At 42.8% G+C, this 16,793-nt stretch carries 21 protein-coding genes; all 21 read right to left on the reverse strand.

The window, feature by feature from the left end; genetic code table 11:
* Positions 1-28 precede the first annotated feature (28 nt).
* Positions 29-778, reverse strand: a complete 750-nt coding sequence (locus A0256_23105) for a hypothetical protein (GenBank protein ID AMR34129.1) — start codon at positions 776-778, stop codon at positions 29-31.
* Between the two features lie 72 nt (positions 779-850).
* A complete protein-coding gene (locus tag A0256_23110) occupies positions 851-5,170 on the reverse strand; it encodes a hypothetical protein (protein ID AMR34130.1) in 4,320 nt (1,439 codons plus the stop codon).
* Positions 5,170-5,682 (reverse strand): hypothetical protein, encoded by a 513-nt coding sequence (locus A0256_23115; protein AMR34131.1) that lies wholly within the window; start codon positions 5,680-5,682, stop codon positions 5,170-5,172. Before A0256_23115 ends, A0256_23110 begins: the two co-directional genes overlap by 1 nt.
* A gap of 164 nt (positions 5,683-5,846) precedes the next feature.
* Positions 5,847-6,377 (reverse strand): hypothetical protein, encoded by a 531-nt coding sequence (locus A0256_23120; GenBank protein AMR34132.1) that lies wholly within the window; start codon positions 6,375-6,377, stop codon positions 5,847-5,849.
* Positions 6,378-6,428: 51 nt separating this feature from the next.
* Positions 6,429-6,656, reverse strand: a complete 228-nt coding sequence (locus A0256_23125) for a hypothetical protein (protein AMR34133.1) — start codon at positions 6,654-6,656, stop codon at positions 6,429-6,431.
* A gap of 19 nt (positions 6,657-6,675) precedes the next feature.
* Entirely contained in the window at positions 6,676-7,242 is a 567-nt protein-coding gene (locus tag A0256_23130) for a hypothetical protein (protein ID AMR34134.1), read from the reverse strand.
* 34 nt (positions 7,243-7,276) lie between these two features.
* On the reverse strand, positions 7,277-7,696 hold the full coding sequence (locus A0256_23135) for a hypothetical protein (GenBank protein ID AMR34135.1): 420 nt from the start codon (positions 7,694-7,696) through the stop codon (positions 7,277-7,279).
* Positions 7,696-8,142 (reverse strand): hypothetical protein, encoded by a 447-nt coding sequence (locus tag A0256_23140; protein ID AMR34136.1) that lies wholly within the window; start codon positions 8,140-8,142, stop codon positions 7,696-7,698. The genes A0256_23135 and A0256_23140 overlap by 1 nt, the downstream gene beginning before the upstream one ends.
* Positions 8,139-8,459, reverse strand: a complete 321-nt coding sequence (locus tag A0256_23145) for a hypothetical protein (protein AMR34137.1) — start codon at positions 8,457-8,459, stop codon at positions 8,139-8,141. Before A0256_23145 ends, A0256_23140 begins: the two co-directional genes overlap by 4 nt.
* A gap of 1 nt (position 8,460) precedes the next feature.
* Positions 8,461-8,778, reverse strand: a complete 318-nt coding sequence (locus A0256_23150; GenBank protein ID AMR34138.1) for a hypothetical protein — start codon at positions 8,776-8,778, stop codon at positions 8,461-8,463.
* Positions 8,778-9,197 (reverse strand): hypothetical protein, encoded by a 420-nt coding sequence (locus tag A0256_23155; protein ID AMR34139.1) that lies wholly within the window; start codon positions 9,195-9,197, stop codon positions 8,778-8,780. Before A0256_23155 ends, A0256_23150 begins: the two co-directional genes overlap by 1 nt.
* Positions 9,197-10,285 (reverse strand): hypothetical protein, encoded by a 1,089-nt coding sequence (locus tag A0256_23160; protein ID AMR34140.1) that lies wholly within the window; start codon positions 10,283-10,285, stop codon positions 9,197-9,199. The genes A0256_23155 and A0256_23160 overlap by 1 nt, the downstream gene beginning before the upstream one ends.
* A gap of 2 nt (positions 10,286-10,287) precedes the next feature.
* The gene (locus tag A0256_23165) at positions 10,288-10,683 is read right to left on the reverse strand and encodes a hypothetical protein (GenBank protein AMR34141.1); all 396 of its coding nucleotides are present in this window, start codon (positions 10,681-10,683) and stop codon (positions 10,288-10,290) included.
* 19 nt (positions 10,684-10,702) lie between these two features.
* Positions 10,703-11,371, reverse strand: coding sequence for a hypothetical protein (locus tag A0256_23170; GenBank protein AMR34142.1), 669 nt, complete (start codon positions 11,369-11,371; stop codon positions 10,703-10,705).
* 277 nt (positions 11,372-11,648) lie between these two features.
* Complete coding sequence (locus A0256_23175) at positions 11,649-12,728, reverse strand: hypothetical protein (protein AMR34143.1); 1,080 nt, start codon at positions 12,726-12,728, stop codon at positions 11,649-11,651.
* 9 nt (positions 12,729-12,737) lie between these two features.
* Positions 12,738-13,448 carry a hypothetical protein gene (locus A0256_23180; GenBank protein AMR34144.1) on the reverse strand — a complete coding sequence of 237 codons (711 nt, stop codon included), beginning with the start codon at positions 13,446-13,448 and terminating at the stop codon, positions 12,738-12,740.
* A 255-nt stretch (positions 13,449-13,703) separates the two neighbouring features.
* Entirely contained in the window at positions 13,704-14,120 is a 417-nt protein-coding gene (locus A0256_23185) for a hypothetical protein (protein AMR34145.1), read from the reverse strand.
* A gap of 158 nt (positions 14,121-14,278) precedes the next feature.
* Complete coding sequence (locus A0256_23190; protein ID AMR34146.1) at positions 14,279-14,491, reverse strand: hypothetical protein; 213 nt, start codon at positions 14,489-14,491, stop codon at positions 14,279-14,281.
* A 1-nt stretch (position 14,492) separates the two neighbouring features.
* Entirely contained in the window at positions 14,493-14,822 is a 330-nt protein-coding gene (locus A0256_23195; GenBank protein ID AMR34147.1) for a hypothetical protein, read from the reverse strand.
* A gap of 289 nt (positions 14,823-15,111) precedes the next feature.
* Positions 15,112-15,357: a hypothetical protein gene (locus tag A0256_23200; GenBank protein AMR34148.1), complete on the reverse strand. Its 246-nt coding sequence runs from the start codon at positions 15,355-15,357 to the stop codon at positions 15,112-15,114.
* A gap of 10 nt (positions 15,358-15,367) precedes the next feature.
* Positions 15,368-16,102 (reverse strand): hypothetical protein, encoded by a 735-nt coding sequence (locus A0256_23205; GenBank protein ID AMR34149.1) that lies wholly within the window; start codon positions 16,100-16,102, stop codon positions 15,368-15,370.
* Positions 16,103-16,793: the final 691 nt, after the last annotated feature.

Here is a 16,793-nt window from a genome sequence, read left to right on the forward strand (position 1 = left end):
AAATCGGCCAGGATATTCAAATGTATTATCAGCCATTTTGAAGTGTTATTTTATGTATGTGATTAACCAAGTATGGTGTATATTGGGATAGTGAGTATATCACGTAAGATTTTCCATTAACCGTTAACGAGGCAGGTGTATAGTTAAGCGAGGCGGATATAGTCTGATCCACTATTGATAAAACATTTATGTAGGCAGGTATCGCAAATACAAAAGTTGCTAGCGTTGTGCCGGTATTTATATTTATTATTGGGTTGCTCGAATCCTGACTAGAAAGTGCGGTTACCTGTTCTGATGTTGTAGGAACGGTCGAAACTAAGCCAAAGTAAATCAAATAGGCATCACCCTTGAATGGAACGCTCTGTTTAACCTCATCAAACTGCCATGTGAAGCTGGCTAATATTTTATCATTGTCCAGGTTTGTTAACCTATGCCAAACAATATCTCCATCCTTAACCCTTGCATTTACTTTGATGCCTGACTCTATCTGAGTAAGGGTAACATAGTTTTGGTGAAGTAGGCTGGCGATCAGTGATGTATTCGCATAATATTCGGTTAACGAGCTAGCAACCAGCGTGCCTTTGATCGTAAATACCCGTGGCTTTATAGCCGGATTTGTAGTCAGATCATACTCAACAACACCGTTACCCCAATCCTTCGAAAACACGGGCATGGTTCCGCTAGGGCCTTCAAATGAATCAGCGGTTGCCCTGTCCTGATCTATTATAATACCTAACGCGCTTTGTAGATCATACCCATTGATTTTATATCCGGCCATGTTGTATTGCAAATTTACCCCACCTATACTTGTTATAGGCGGGGATGCGTTTACTAACTGGTTGTGGTAAGCTTATACACCTAGTCCGCTACCCCTTACAGAACCGGCTTTGGTATTCTTATCGATGCTTTCCAAAGAGGCGTTACCCTTTTTGATCTCAACTATTGAGTTTTGAAGTTCAATCACCGTATTGGCAGTATTAACCTGGATCAACTCTAAGTTTTGCAGCTTTGTAATTCCCATGGTATACATCTTGCCGGAGATGTCATTAAATTTATCAGTGTTTACCAATATCCTTTTTTGGATATCGTAGCTGCCCCGCAATAGTCCGTCCAGTGCCGAAGCCTGATCGGTGGTGATGGCTGCAATGTTCTTAGCAGAATTGGTAATATTTGAAGCTGCTGAACTGCTTGCCGGGCCGCCGGTGATCTTATCGATAGCTGCTACCTGATCTAATCCGTTTTGAACGATGTTATTGTAGTCTTTTTGCAGATCAGTATACTCCTGCTCTGTTAAGCCACCTCTTGAAGCCTCAGTAAATCGTTTGTAGAAGTCAGCAATAGCAACATCAAGGTATTGTGTTTTAAGTGCTGCTAATAGCGCGTCTTCCATCAACCCTTTAAAGCTGTCCGCAAAGTCGGCAACGCTTCGTTTACCGTCCTTAAAGCCCTGGATAATGGCATCGGTGATTCCCTTAGCTGTTGTCCCGGTCAACGCCTCGTTCATAGCATTGGTAATATCCCTTATCTTATCAGGAATCTCAGCTATCTGCTCATTATAATCATCTATCTTGCTTTGATCGGCTTTCTTCTTGGTAGCCTCTGCATCGCGCATTTTTATAATCTCTTCCTGCTGTTTTTTCAGGTTGTCGATCTGAGCTTGCTGCGCATTACTTATGGCTGCCCCGACCGCATTTTTAATATCACGCTCCAGTTGATTGTAAGCTGTGCTTAACTGCTTAACCTGCTCTTTATGCGTTTGAATTGACTTTTCAATATCCTTATCGTGTTTAGCGAATATGGATTTGAACACGCTAGCAATTGCCTGCACAACAACCAAGGCGGCCGATATAACCGCAAGTATCACCGATGCCTTTTCTGCTGCTTTGATAGCGGCGGACGCGGTTGACGCAACTGCTGATGCGGCTTTAGCTGCTGCGGCTGCCGCGATACCGGCTTGAGCTATAGCAGACAATGATGATAATGCCGTAGTTCCCACCTCCCCAATAGCATCTTTAAGGACCTCGCATGAGTCTACAGCATCACTTACGAATTTAAATGAACCGGCGGTAGCTGCTGCAAGGTTATTCCAATCAGCTTTTATTTCACCGGCAGACTTCTTTGCACCATCCGCGCCATCTGAAAATATGGTTTGGATAGCGGCCCCCAAAGCCCTGAATGGATTGTCCTTAATCAATACATCTTTTGCCTCCTGTAATTTCTTACGTACGCTGGCCAGATCAATAGGTGAAAGTTTTTTACTAAGTGCTCCGAACTGGCCTTGAATTGAAGTCAATAACCTTTCGATTTCACTAACGGCAAGATCATCAAGATTTGAAAATAGATTTTTCCAATCTACACTATCGGTCAATTCGCTAACAGATATTTCACTAATTGACTTAGTATAGTTTTCTTCCAGCTTTTTATACTGCTCAGCGATTTGATCTGCATTCAGGTTATCCGGATTGGAAGCAATTCTCTTTTTGTCTGCCTCATAGTTTTCAGCAGCAATGGTAGCTTTATCCTGGTAGGTTAATAACTGCTTGAGCAAATCATCATACTTCGCTTTCTCCGCTTCGGTTTCGGCAGCGATACGCTTTTTCAATTCAGCTAACCTTAACGCATTGCCGGCAGTATTTTCATCGGATCCACCTTTGCTTTTTTGATCAGCACCCAATATCTCATCTTGCTTTGCTTTCAAGCTTTGCAGATAAGTCTTATCGGTATCAATCAATCCGGCGTAACGCTTCTTTGCGCTGTCTTGCCCTACTTGGTCTTTATAGTTCTCGTAATCATCATACAGCTTCTTTTGGGCATCAAGAGCAACTTTCAAAGCTTCGGTGCCTTGCTTATCCTTTAGCCTGTCAGTTTCGTTTGCTTCTGCTTTAACAAGGCCCCCGGCATCTACGCGCAACCCTTTACGTTTATTAGCCGGATCGTTGTTAAACTTAACAGCGGCCTCCTGCATTTTCTTGTACTTGTCTTTTACAGACTCCAGCTCCTGGTCGTCGGCGGATAGTTGCTTATCAACTCCTTTTTTGGTCAGCTCATTAATTTTTGCCTGAAGAGAGTTACGGGCATTCAATTCCGAATCAACACTCTCCTTTATAGGACCGTTTAACTCCTTAAGTCTCTTTTTCAGTTCATCTATACGGATGATATCACCACTCCTTTTTGTTGGATTGGATAAAGCATCGTTTTTTAACTCAAGGATCCTTTTATTAATCTCCTTAACAGTTTTAAGATCTTCATCTGACACTTCAGGAACCAGCTTAACTTTCTTCTGGTTCTTGGCCACTTCAGCATAAGCCGTATTAACCATGGCTAAATTAGCCTGCAGCACTTTGAAATTATTTTCAGCTGCCTTTACACTAATTTTACCAGATTCGGTCAGGCTTTCATTTTTGATACCTTTTTTATAGATATTGACAGCCTGTTCAGCTTCTTTTGTAGCTTTTACATATCCCGCGCGCAGCTTTTCCAGATCCGATAGTGATTGAGTTGCCAAAGCTGATATCACATTCTTGTTACTCGTTCCGGTTGGGTTCAGTGTGTTTTTTGAAAGGAACTTATTGCTTGATGTATAATTATCAGTAACAGCGTTTTGCTTATCAAAATTGGAAGCATCCGGAGTAAGTATCCTTGCACTTAATTCGTTAAAAGACCGGCTGCCTAATAGCTTATCCAATGCATTGATACCGGCGGCGGCTCCATCTACAATCTGCTTAAAGAATTTACCGGCACCGTCGCTTTTAAGTGCATTATCAAAGGCTGTAGATAACCGGTTAGTTGATGCAGTTAAGCTATCAATTTTAGTTGCACCATCCAGGTTGAAGGTTTTATCCAGTTCAGCTGATAACTTAGGCAATAAGTCAGAAGCTAAGACCTGGCCTGTTTGCAGTAGTTTACCTAATTCCTTCTCACTCACACCCATGGCCCTTGCAGCAATGCTGAACGCACCAGGTAAACGCTCACCTAACTGACCGCGTAACTCTTCGCTTTGCACAGTGCCCTTGCTGATCATTTGCTGAATAGCAAGTAATGAACCCGCTAGCTGATCACTGGTTAAGTGGAACCTAGCAGCGGCACCCGATACTGAATTAAATATTTTATCAGTATCAGCAAGTGAGAAGTTAGCAGCCCGGGCAGCACCCGCGAATGATGCGTAAGTTGTAGCCAAAGGCGTAAACGATAAACCCAGCCTATCAGCAGTATTCTTTAATTCTTTAAGTTTATCTGTAGCGGCATCGGCTGACCCTAATGTGAAGGCAAGTGATGTTTTTATAGCATCGCTTTTCAGTGCAACATCGAAAGATTGATTAACTAATGAAAGCGCACCCTGTAGAGATACGTAACCCAATACCAAAGACTTCAACCCTTCCAGTGCGCCGCCTAATGCGCCCTTATAGTCACCGACATTACGCTGATGGTTGCCCATCCTTGCGTCGAAATCTTTTAGTGACTGGTTAAGTTTATTGTATTCGGTGATTTGCTCTCTGATAACGGGATTGGTGGAATCGAATCCACCCTGGGCAGATCTTATCGAACGACCCAATTCTTTTAACCTGGCAGATGCTTCATCATAGCTACCGGAAGCGGCTCTTTGCGCAGTACGGGCCTCGCGCGCAGCGGCAGCAAGTTGTTTCTGCTGTAAGTTATATTCCCGTAAAGCGGTTGATGCTTTTTTATCGTTTATAACGGACTGCGTTAATTCAGCATTCAGCGCCTGTTGAGCTATTTTATTTTGCTCAATTTGCTGAGTAAATTGCTGGATAGAAAGACGGCCAGCGTTAAACTGGTTTTTAAGTTCCTGCTCAGAAACTTTTAGCGCGTCAACCTGCGTTTTAAACGATTGAGCCTCGGATCTGCTTTTAGCTATCTCAACTTCTAATTCACGTTGTGCTTTGATTAGGTTTTGAGTTTCTAATCGGGCATCCCGCAAAGCTGACTGCATGGCCAGGCTCCCGGCTTTGTTACTATTGGCGGCTTCGGCAGCGGCACGCTTAATATCCAGCAATCCTTTTTGGTAGTCGCTCAATGGCTTGGCATCGAAAGCCTTTCCACCTCCGGCCATGCTTACACCAGGCACATCCCGTATTAGTTTTTTTAGCTCAGCGAGTTGCGCTTTAGCTTCATCTATATTAACCTTCGCTTTTAAATTTATACCGGCCATTAGTAAGTTTCTTTGTTTTTGTTAACTACTTTGATGAATGAACTATCGTTTATTGTTGTGGTGACCTTTGCCGATCCGTAAACATTGATGATTACCCTACTATTACCGGATGCTGCGACGGTCACCTGCGCGCTATCAAAGCAATCAATCATAATAAAGGCGTTATCGGCTGCCGACACATTACATGCGCTATTGTGCTTTACAAATAGCTGACTGGCGCCGTAACCCGAGTACTCAATGGCTGCATGGCTTTTACCGAGCAGTACTGTAAAATCAGAATTGGACAAGTGGACCGTAGCATCAATGTAAATCCCAGCCTGCACCAATAACGGGCCTCCAAGCCTAACTAAATCATCGTTGGTGGGGAAGTTATGCTCCAGGCAAAAGTCAATGCCTTCACGGTATAGCTTTAGCAACTGTCCAGCACTCATGCCCTGAGCGATCATGTCCGCCCAGGGCTTACATATACCCGCTTCTTTGGCTTTTCTGAGAATGTATTCGTGTAGTTCCATAATTTAAAAAATGTCGTCAGAATCTTTAACCTCTGGTTTCTTTTCCCGCTCCTTGCCGTCGTACTTGGGAATGCTGGTCAGGTAAAGCATATAATTGCTCCAACTCAATTTCCATTTAACATCCCACTCGTTAAAGCCGCCTTCCGCGTACTTTAAAAATGACATTATGCTTCTATGTGGGAGGCTATCGACTCGCTCCCGTCTTCTGGACTCATCAGAATGTTGACCATTGGTCTCATCAAAATGATAGTATTTGTAAAAGCCTCCATGTTCAGCGCCTGAAAGCTCGCCATTAAACAATTTTGCAACTGTTCGCCGGTCATGTTACACTCAATGAACTGGATGAGGGCCGAATCAGGCTCCAGGTGGTTGTTTTGAATAGCAGATGCCACAATGTATACTATGCGCGGTTGATGCGCTAAGACAAGCGCTATGTTCATGCTTTGATCCTCGTATATTTCAGTTGGCAGCAAAGCGCATTCACCAGCAATACGGTATTGGTTAGCAACTACGCAAGGGTAAAACGTTAATATACGGTGCGTTTCGGGTTCAGCGGCTACTGGCCGGCGTAACAAGCGATCCCATATTGAGCGCGGTTTAGGAGCTGGCAGGTTTCTTATAGGCACGTTTATTTCATAAATCGGCTTATCTGTGAATGTATCGGCTACCGATTTGAATAATTGATTGTCTTGCATGGGTTATTATTTAAAAAGCCCTGCCTATTTTTTAAGCAGGGCTTTTAGTTGTTATTTGCTGGGCTTCTTCTTTGGTGCGGCCTTCTCCGGCTCTTCCTGTACGAAGACAACTTCTGGTAAGATGGTATCTTCGGGAAGTAACTCAAGCAGGCCTGTACCTTCTGCCCCGTGCCTATCGGCTACATATTGAGGCACCGCAACTTCAGTACCCTTTAAGTATGTCGTGCTATTCTGCTCAACATGCAGCGATTCTAAAAACCTAACTTTTACGTTATTCATTAAAATAACCCCCCTTCGATTATGGTGTAGTTGAATCAATTACAGCGCCTGCATCTGTGATCCAAGTTTTGATGCTGATCGCGTCCAGGTTAGTAGTGGTTGTTTTGAATGAACCTACTTTACCGGTAAGCAATAACTGCTGCAAAGCTGTTTTTGAAAGGTTATTAACGATCGATGTTGTGATATTAACGTTCGGCATAACGATAGTTTGCTTTCTCGAATCCTTCATTGATCGGGTAGTGATCTTAATAGCCAGATTCGCTACTTTACGCTTTGCAAGCATTGTGGTTTTTGAAGTAGTTGCCACATATTCCTGATTGAACAGCATGGCCATGATTGTTGGGTGATGCTGCAGCAACCCGAATACGATAGTATCCGCTTCGCCTGGAGTGTAAAAGGTAAGGAAAGCTACATCTTTATCCTCCGGAACCAGATCTGATTCAGTATCGGCGTTTTTAGTATAAACCACTGAATCCGGCGCCACAAATTCCGCTTGTGTCCAAACTGCCGTTGACACGCCAGCCTCTGTAAAAAATGCGGGTGCAAGTTCAATTTTTTCCACCCCGCCTACTGCATAAGTTGCCATAATTTATTGTTGTTTAATGCCTTCCGGCGGTTGTTTAAATATTTTTAAAATTGTCCTGTATTGATTGGTACTTAAATGGCATGTTCAGGAAATACGAACCATCTGTATCTTGCATAATTGTTGAGCTATCCTCAATCCAAGTTTGAAATGTTGGCTTATATTGAGCATCTACCAGCGGCATCACTGCGCGGGATATATTCATTAACTTAACCTGGTCAGCTAGTTTAGCGGTTCCGCTTGTAATAGCCGGGGCGTAAATATTGATGTTACCGGATCCTCTCTGAATGGTTTCGTTAGTGATACCAAGCGCATTGATAACGACATCTGTAAAAGCTACCCTACCTGACGGACGTTCTGTCTGAAAGATTGCACCACCGGTCCCTAATAGGCTTGTAACAGAAGTTACATTCAACATGGCGCGAACATCGATGGTTATATCAAAACAATCTTTCATTAGTCAATTAGTTCCCTTAGTTCAGATTCCAGACTGTTACCTATAACGTGCTCAATCACATCTTTACCTTTTGCCTGCACGAATGTTGCGTACTCTTCCGCTGCCACAAAAACCATTGAGATATCGTTGATTTCCCTGGCATATATAGCTAGCTTCGCAGCCAATTCCCGCCCTATCATATCACCGTGAGCACCTTTGCCAATTGCAGGGAAGTACGTTTCAACGATAATACCCTTTTCATCAACTAGGCACATTCCTATCGAGCTGCGAAGATTCCAGGTGATGTTATTGAAGCCGTCAGGAGTTGCGGTTTTAGCACGGGCTTTATCTACAAGGGATTGACCTTTCTTACGAAGCGAATCAACAATCTCATCATAGAATAAATTTTCCTGCTGAAAGATGTAAGCCTCAACCTCATCGATGTTATCAATTTCTACCGTAATCATACTTCAACCCTCCCTGATAACTGCGCTTCGTAACGTTCGCGAACCGGGCCGGTAAATTGTACCTCACCGGTATCATTAGTAACCGTTACAATAGTTCCAACTGCTGGTACTATATCACCGGGGTTTAATCTGATCCGCCCAACCTGGTCAACCTCAGTACTATCCTCATTTTTGAAGACCTTGCTAGAGTCAGCATGGAACCGGCAGGGAATCTGCACAAGTTCGCCGGGCTGATCTGGCAACGGGAAGCCGCTGGCATCGATACCGCCGGGAATGCCTGGCAATCTATAGGTTAAGGTATGTGGTTTGAACTCCATGTTACCAGAAATTTACTTGTCTAACGGTTGGCTTAACCGGCGCAAATGGATCCAATAAGCCCCACTTCCGCATAATCCAGCTGTATATACCCTTCAGGTCAGTTGAGAACTTTACGCTGACGTCATCCTCTTTCTGCTCAGTAACTTGGATCGTAGTTAAAAGAAGCCCTGCCCAAACAAGATCTACCGCTTTGCCATTGTCGGTTGGATCATAGTCGGATATACCGATCAATCCTGCCTCTATTATGGCTAAGTCAAGTACCGCGCTGCTGATTGACAGACTGGCGGTTTTGGTGGTTAGGGCTTCTTTTATAGTCATTATGCTTCGGTGATGTAACCCTGCGCATGCAGGCGTTTAAGCGTTTCGGCATCCAAGTGCATTACGTCGTCGCCTTCGGTATATTCCTTTGAGAAATCTTTAGGATCTCTAAAGGACTTACCGGCTGCTACTTCATAATCTTCGTACTCGTCGAATTCATCTTCTGCAAATACTCTCGCTGTTTCAGTATCAGTTTTTGAGATATGTTTCAAAAAGCCCAATACTTCCTCTTTGTAATCAAGTATGCATTGTTTCATATCTGCGTTAGAATCAACCACCGCCTGATTGGATGCAATTAACTGTTCAACCCACTCCGGATTTTCGCTTATAACGACCGGATCTTGTGCCTGTTGAACTGTGCCCTCAGCACCTTGTGCCGGGGTCAGTTCTTTGTCTTCAATTGTGGTTTGCTTTGCCATTATGCCTGAACAGTCGTTGAGTCAATCAAATAGATCTGGTTACCGTTATTGATAACCGGTACTACTCTTGCCTGAATTGACGAGAACTGAGCCAGGTAAGGCTTATTCTGTCCCCAGTTAGAAAGCAACATATAGTCATCAACCAGGTTATAAGATACACCTGCAACCTGATGCGATGGGTTTGATTCAGCTAACGGAGCGTATGTTAATGTACCTACTTCTTCCTGAGTTAAGAATACAACGGCCCCGGTTGCCCAAGGTGTAACGGTAGTTTGAACGCCGTTTTTTTCGTAGCGGAACGACTTAGTTACAATCTCAAATGTAAACCTGTAACGATCAGATGTAAAGCTGTTCAACTGGCTCAGTGAAGGAGTTGGAATACTACCACCAACAAACCCGGCGCTGAATGCGAACAATTGCTTAGCCTGATCAGTTTTAGCCATGTTGTTAAAGGCCGAACGATCAAGCATTACTTTAGTGATAGTATTACCATCTAAAGCAGCCTTATCTAATACCCGTTGGATATCATCAAATGGCTTAGAAGCAGTATTGCTCCACAAAGTGGTTACACCGAATTTGTTTGCAGATGGATAGCCGTAATCTAAACGGATACCGGTACCTGTATTCTCATCATCATTGATGATAGCGAATCCGGTAGATAAACCTTTCAAGAATATCTCTTCATCCCTTTCAGGCACCGCTTTGATTAATTTGGCAGGATCTGACAACAGAATTGCAGATATTTTTGCACCTACTACGCCTGTAGTGATCATGTAATCCAGGTCGGTTAACTGCTGCTCATCTAAAGCGTACTGCAAACCCATTTTAGGGATTTTGCCTGATGCAACAGACATTGAGTCGCGCTTAGCCAAAGGCAAATCTGAGTTCATAGCTACCACATGAGCCATGATCTGGGTGTTGTTTACGGTGATGCTTTCCCAATTACCACTGATTGATAAAACCTTACGCAACATACGTAAATGGTAATATGGGGTTGGAACCGCGCCGGTGCCGTTTACTGTTTCTACCGTTCTCTGAATAACGCCGTTCAACTGACCGCCGTCTTCGATATATTTTTTGTAATCCATAATTAGTCGGCTCGCTGGTCAATTAATGGAACGGCTGTTTTGAACGCTGCTGCGATTGTAGCAAAGTCATAGTAGGCCGCTGTTGGGTTAATGGTTCCTTGCGTCAGTATACCGGCGAAAGGCTTAGTTTTAAGGATGGAACCATCAAGTACACCTGTGTAAGTGTGGCCTGCTGGCAATGTTCCATATGCTGTTGCTCCACCGTTTAATGGCAGTGGCTTATGTACACCTGTAGCTGTCTCTACGATGATCGGATGACCAGCATAAATAACATCGGGGGTAAACCCGGTTACGTCAAGTGTACGTCCGCCCCTGATGGTAGCAAAGCGATCAACGATAATAACACTGTCTTTTGACGTGTCTATCGTTACTTGCGCGTTGTTTAAATCTACGTACATAACTTTTTTTTGTTGTTTTTTAAATTGATTGCATTATTGCATCTATTTCTTCTTTGGTGGCAACTTTTACCTTTTTGTCATTACCACCGGCCCCACCTGTCGGCCTGTCACCGCCCAAACCACCATTTGCAGCTTCTTGAACAAAACCTTTCGCGTCTTCAGTAGCATCAGCCAGGTACGAGGTGAAATCCTCATCGTCTTTAAATGCCATGCGGTCAAAGTCTTTAAGCGCTTTAGCTTTGAAAGTATCAGATGTGCCTTCAAGTGCTTTAGCGTATTGTTCGCGGCGGGTGGTGGTCACCTTTTCCTTATTGAATCCAGCAATAACGGCATCCTGCTTCTCTTGCTTTTCCATGATAAGACGGAGCATTTTCTCCACGTTGCTTTCATTTGGATCAACCTCGATAGGTGCCGGTTTACCTTCTTCAATAGCTTTCAATCTCGCGGCCTCTTTATCATCCGCTATCTTTTTAGCTTTTGCACGTTCATGGTCATCAAATGATGCGATCTCTTTAAAAGGAGTCAGATCGTTAATGGTGTCCAGGTTGGCATCAATGGCTGCATCGTCCGATTCGTCCGTTAAGCCTTTTTCTGCACGCGCTACAATAGCTTCGATACGTTTTTGAGATAGGTTCACTCCTGCTGCTTTTGCTTTCAGTCGTGCTGCGATCTTAATTTTAAGTGACATTTATTTGGGATTTGTTTAATCGGTGTGACCCGGTTCGTTGTTTTTTGCTAAGTTGCATCCGTTAATTACTCGTACTACACCTTGCAGGTATGATTAGATCACCTTTCGGTTATCCTTTCCTTTGCACGAAAATACCCTTAAGTAGTGTGGTGGTAAAGTTTGTGGGTTTACTTAGTGTGGTTAATAAGACTTATTGAATTTATTCTTATGGGAATAGAAAAACCCCGCAGATGTTGATCTACGGGGTTGGTATTTATGGGGGGGGGGGCGGGTGGCCTTAGGCCTGTATGTTATCGAACAAATCCTTAACAGCCAGCATCAGTGGCTTTGGGTTGAATTTATCATCGAAGAAACCAAAGTGTGCCTCACGGCCGGGTCTCTCGGGGCGGTCTATCAGTTCATAAAAATAAGTGTCGATGTTATTTGCAAATATCTGCCTAACAAAAGGCTCACCTACTTTAAGCTGCTCAGCATCGGTATAAGGGATAGTTTTAGACGGCATGTAGCCAGCTTCACCAATTTCAAATACAGCTTTACCATATTTCGAGCGCGCTGCTTGTAAGGCATCCATCCCTAAAAAGGCAGGCTGATTCTTTACATTGTTGAAGCCGTCAGAATAAGAGTGTATGGAAATTTTAGGGTTACATCCAAGGCTACGCAAGTAATCAATGTAGTAATAGTGTATCCAAGTAGCTGAAACGATAGAATCAACCGGCCATTGTAGTAGCGCACGAACAGCATCATTTATGTAAATGCAATCCTTTTTCAGTTTTGCCATATCGTATTCTTCCGGAAGGAGGCCGGAACCAGTGGTTAACGAGCGCAAAGCGTTCTCGTTTCCTACCTCGATCTCATCAAAGTACGGATAAAGGGTTTTTATCTTTGTGAATACGCTGTAACCATCAGTGCCGCGCAGGTAGAACATCGCACGGGTATGTATGCCGGCAGCATCTAGTTTGGGCTTTACCTTGTTTGTCCATTTATCGTGCTCAAGCATTTTGCCGGTCGCCGGGTTGTAATCAAAAGATACCCTTATAAATTTAATGTTGATGCTTAATAGGGTATCAATTACTTTATCTATGTCAGCGTATGCCGGTGAGCTTAACGCGCCGATATTAAACCCGATCCTTTGCGTTACCTTTCCTTTTGGCTGGCCAAGTTCTACCGACATGCTCTGCATTTTCTGCTCTGCCGCCTGGCATGCATCAATAGCGTTTTGTTTGGCTTGTTGTGCTTCGGCTAGGCTCTGTGTAGCTGTGGCCAAGTCACTTGCTAGGCTCGTCTGGCTGGTTTCAAGCTGCTGAATGTAATTGTCTGCATCTTTAAATGCTGATTGTACTCTGTCTGTTAAGTTCATATAGTTTGTTTAGTTTGTTGTTTGTTGATTCTTTGTTGGTGGGGTTGGTAGTGGTTGCCAGTGAGTAATTAAACTTCCGTAAAGGTTCCATGTTTTCCATGGTTTTGCGAACATTACAGTATCAACGAATGAATCGCTACCATTTTGTATGACTACATTGTATTTTCCTGATTGTTCCGGCAACCCATATTCAACCCTTATCCAGCTATCCTTACTTACTGGCTGATTGCGATATTCTTGCATGGCAGAAATGATATCAGATATGCACCCAACAGATAATAGTGAATGTTTATTGATATGCCTTGCCAATATCTTTTCGGCAATAATCAAATCTGACGAACACGAACCCTTACAGCTTCCCCGGTCACACTTACAGCCAATGCACTTTTCTTCGGTAGTTGTAGTTTGTGGGATGACTGCGCGGAAGATGCGGCGGGTTTCAAAATAAGTAATCCCTATTTGTTGTCGGTTATCAAACTGATCTTTAGATATGTCAATCCATAATTTAAATTGGCCGTAATTATAACGATATCTAAATCTTATTTGCCATACCTCCACCGCATCCCATTCACCTAAGCCAAGCTTTTCACATGTTGGGGTGTATGCGGGGGTGGTTCTGTTGTAGTATTCCCATTCGTAATATAACTGGCCTGGTCTATGAGGATTCTTTTCGTCCCTTGCCTCTCCCGGCGTGGTGACGTAGATTTTAAATGTTTTCATGGGTTGGTTAAATGTCAATTCTTACTACCAGTGTATTTGTCGAACAATGTTCGCTCGTGTATAAAAATAATGTTTTGCATACCCAACAAGAGGGGCCGCCATGCAAGCAGGTTAATTCTCTACCAATATATGGCAATAGCTTATCATGTTGAAAGTATACCCCTTCAAACTTTACTCTGCCACCTTTTTTTACTATTCGATTTGCTTTGTAGATATTTCCTGAACCGCTGAGCTGGTCTTTCATCATCTTTTTTTTTACTTTACAACCGCCCAACCTAATTGTACAATGTCGGCGGGGGTTAGGGTTATTGGGTTATTGTTTTCGTCCAGGTAGGTGAAGGGAATAAGTATGCCGATTGCGCGGAGGTAGTCTGATACAGTGGCTGATAGTCTATAATGCCCTTTAGGGATATCATTTAATAATGAATGTTTACCACATGTAGCAGTTGAAAGGTTGCTATTATAAGTCAGTTGAGCAACGTTTTCATATTCCTGCTCTGTTAATTCAGTTGTGCTGCGCAACTCAACATGATCTCCCGGCATCGGGGATTCAAATGCTGCTGTTTTTAATTTTGATAGGCCTTCAAGTCTGAATATACGCTGACATCTGTATAAATTAAAGAATAAATACTTCACTTTATCCCCCGGCTGTTGTAGTTTGTTAGTACTCATCGGATCTGCCCTCCTTGGTGAATGGGTAATAAACGGATAAACCCATGTATAAAATTGACATTAAGCCAATTACTGAATGCGTCCATCCTTGCAGCTGGCTTGCATTTATGCTGAAAAGCATTCCGATAATAAAATAATACTGATCTTTTTTCATGATGTTAACCGATTTTAAATAAAATATCTGTTACAAGGCCCATGTACTCGCCCGTACTATAGGGATGTTTTACGGTAACCTTTTGGGCCGTTACTTTTGTTAAGATACCCTGTAGTCCATGACTATCTTTTACACGGTCGCCCACGCTAAATGCGGCGCCTAGTCTGCTTTTGTTTTGTAATTTCATGATGTTAATTAATTTACGGTCTATTTTCATTTTAATCCTCGTAAGCTAAATCGTATTTATGAACGATGGCAGATATTGAGGCCTTGGCCTTAAATGAGCACATATCTCCTTCCCACTTACCGGATGTTGATTTGTAAACCTCACCAACCTTTATTTTAAAGTCACCTTCGCAGTAAGCCTCCAGCTCAGCGATATCCTCTTCGCTCATGCTTAAGTCCAAACACTCGGCGCGGTTAACAGACCACTTTTTGGTGGCGTTATCTCTATTGATGATGTTTGATGCATCCAAATGCTCAAACCAGTCGCAGCTATGCTCTTTGCGCGCTACTACTTCTTTTGTTGTACTAAAATCCCAGCTCATGATGTTAATTTATATAGTTGATAATTTACACCATATCATCCCCGCAGCTACCACCAAAACAACCACAGCAACCGCTAGGTAAACTTTAAAATACTTCACGACCGTTCACCCCTCCTGATGTCTTTAATCACGTAGGTAATGCTTAGAATACCAATTAAGCCAACTAAGGCGAAGGCGTGTTCAATGATTTTAAATAGAGTGCTCATCGTATATTGATTTAAAGATTAGTGTTAATGCTACCCCAAACAGGAAACCTGATATAAGGGCTAGGGCTTCGGTGATTGGCATACTACTGTTCCCCAGGCATACGCTCGAACAAATACTCAGTAGCATTAAAATAACCTCCTGTCATCTTAGCTACGTGAGCGTTAATATCTTCCCCCAGCACCATACCGACGTTACGCTCACAGCTTTTAAGGATGGTTATGGTTTCTTCTCTCTCTGCATCGAATGGCGCCAGTGCCTTTAATGCCTTATCTATGTTTATTACGCCGTTTACCGATGCGCTTCTTAATACTTGTTGGATGGTTGTCATATGTTAATTTTTATAATTGGATTATGATTACGCAGGTTGCTATACTTGTTCCGCTCTCTTTAAATTCGCCAGCTTGAATATTATATACCTCAGCATTTATTTCTGTCAACCAGTTCCTGAAATCGGCTTCCTTTTTATTATTAGATAACTGCCAGTGCTTAGATGCTATTGTTACAAGCTTGCCGCCAATTTTAAGCGACCTATTAGCCATTTTATATATATGATCTATGTCCTGGTTTTTAGAAAATGGTGGATTGGCTATTATTCTATCATAACGCTGCGTGTCGGCCGCTATATAATCTTCACCAAGAACTCTAACGTTCGGTAACTTTCTCAGAAATGTTTGATTAAGCGGCATTAACTCATAGCAGTCAACTACTATTTTAGGATCTATTCTATGAATCGCATTTACTAGTGCACCTTGGCCAGCCGATGGTTCTAAAATAGAATGATGCGACGATATACTTGCGTAATCCACTAGCTTATCTGCTAATGAGTCTGGAGTTCCAAAGAACTGAAACTCTTTTTTAATGTTTCTCTTTTCACCAGATGCTATTTGTGCAAGCAACTCAGTAGGATCTTCGTTAAACACGAACCCCATTACTTTATTACCTTTCCATTTACCCCCTATAAGTTCTAATTTTTTAGATACATCTTGATAAGATTTTCTATCTAATTGGACGGCCGGTAACTTGATGGTTGTGCCCTCAATTGTACACTGTTGCAATACCTCTTCTGTTGTCATATGCTAATTTTCTATATCGTAATTGATTATTCTTTCTGCTTTTGAGTAGGTGATGCACGGGTGATACTGCATATCCACCCAAATGAAGAAGAAGTGTCTCTTTTGAGGCATATAGCCCCGTACCAGGCCATCTCTGTAAATTGGTTCGATTCTGTAGCGGTTCATGGGTTTATCTTGATTTGCGGTTTCTATTTTGTATCTTCTTTAACTCATCAGAGTTGGCGAACATCAAAGGGTCTTTTGCAGGATCAGTAAAATAACCTACTGAACTCCAATTAAACTTACCGGCCTTTTTGCCTTTATTAACTTCAGCTTTATTCTTTGTACTCATGATACTTTAAATTATGGATGGATTCCCACCGTCAAAGGCCGCAATTAAGCGACCCCCACGGATAAGTTCTGTAAACGCTTTATTAGTTGCCCATGACGTATAAACCCCCTTCCAGTTAGTTATCCCGAATTTACGGGTTATCATTACCAACAAAAGCCGGTATTACCCAGCTCGTTGGTGCAACGCCTTTCCGTGCTGTCAGCTATTCCTACCATGGCGATTCATGTATTATATCGCTCTCGCCTTCATCATAATCAAGTAAAATCCTACCCTGTGAGGGACTCGATATATGCATTATGGTAGTTCTCATTGCATCAAGCGGGATGCACATTGTTATAGAGCAATAACCGCACAGGGTTG

Source organism: Mucilaginibacter sp. PAMC 26640 (genome assembly GCA_001596135.1).
Classification (GTDB): Bacteria; Bacteroidota; Bacteroidia; order Sphingobacteriales; family Sphingobacteriaceae; genus Mucilaginibacter.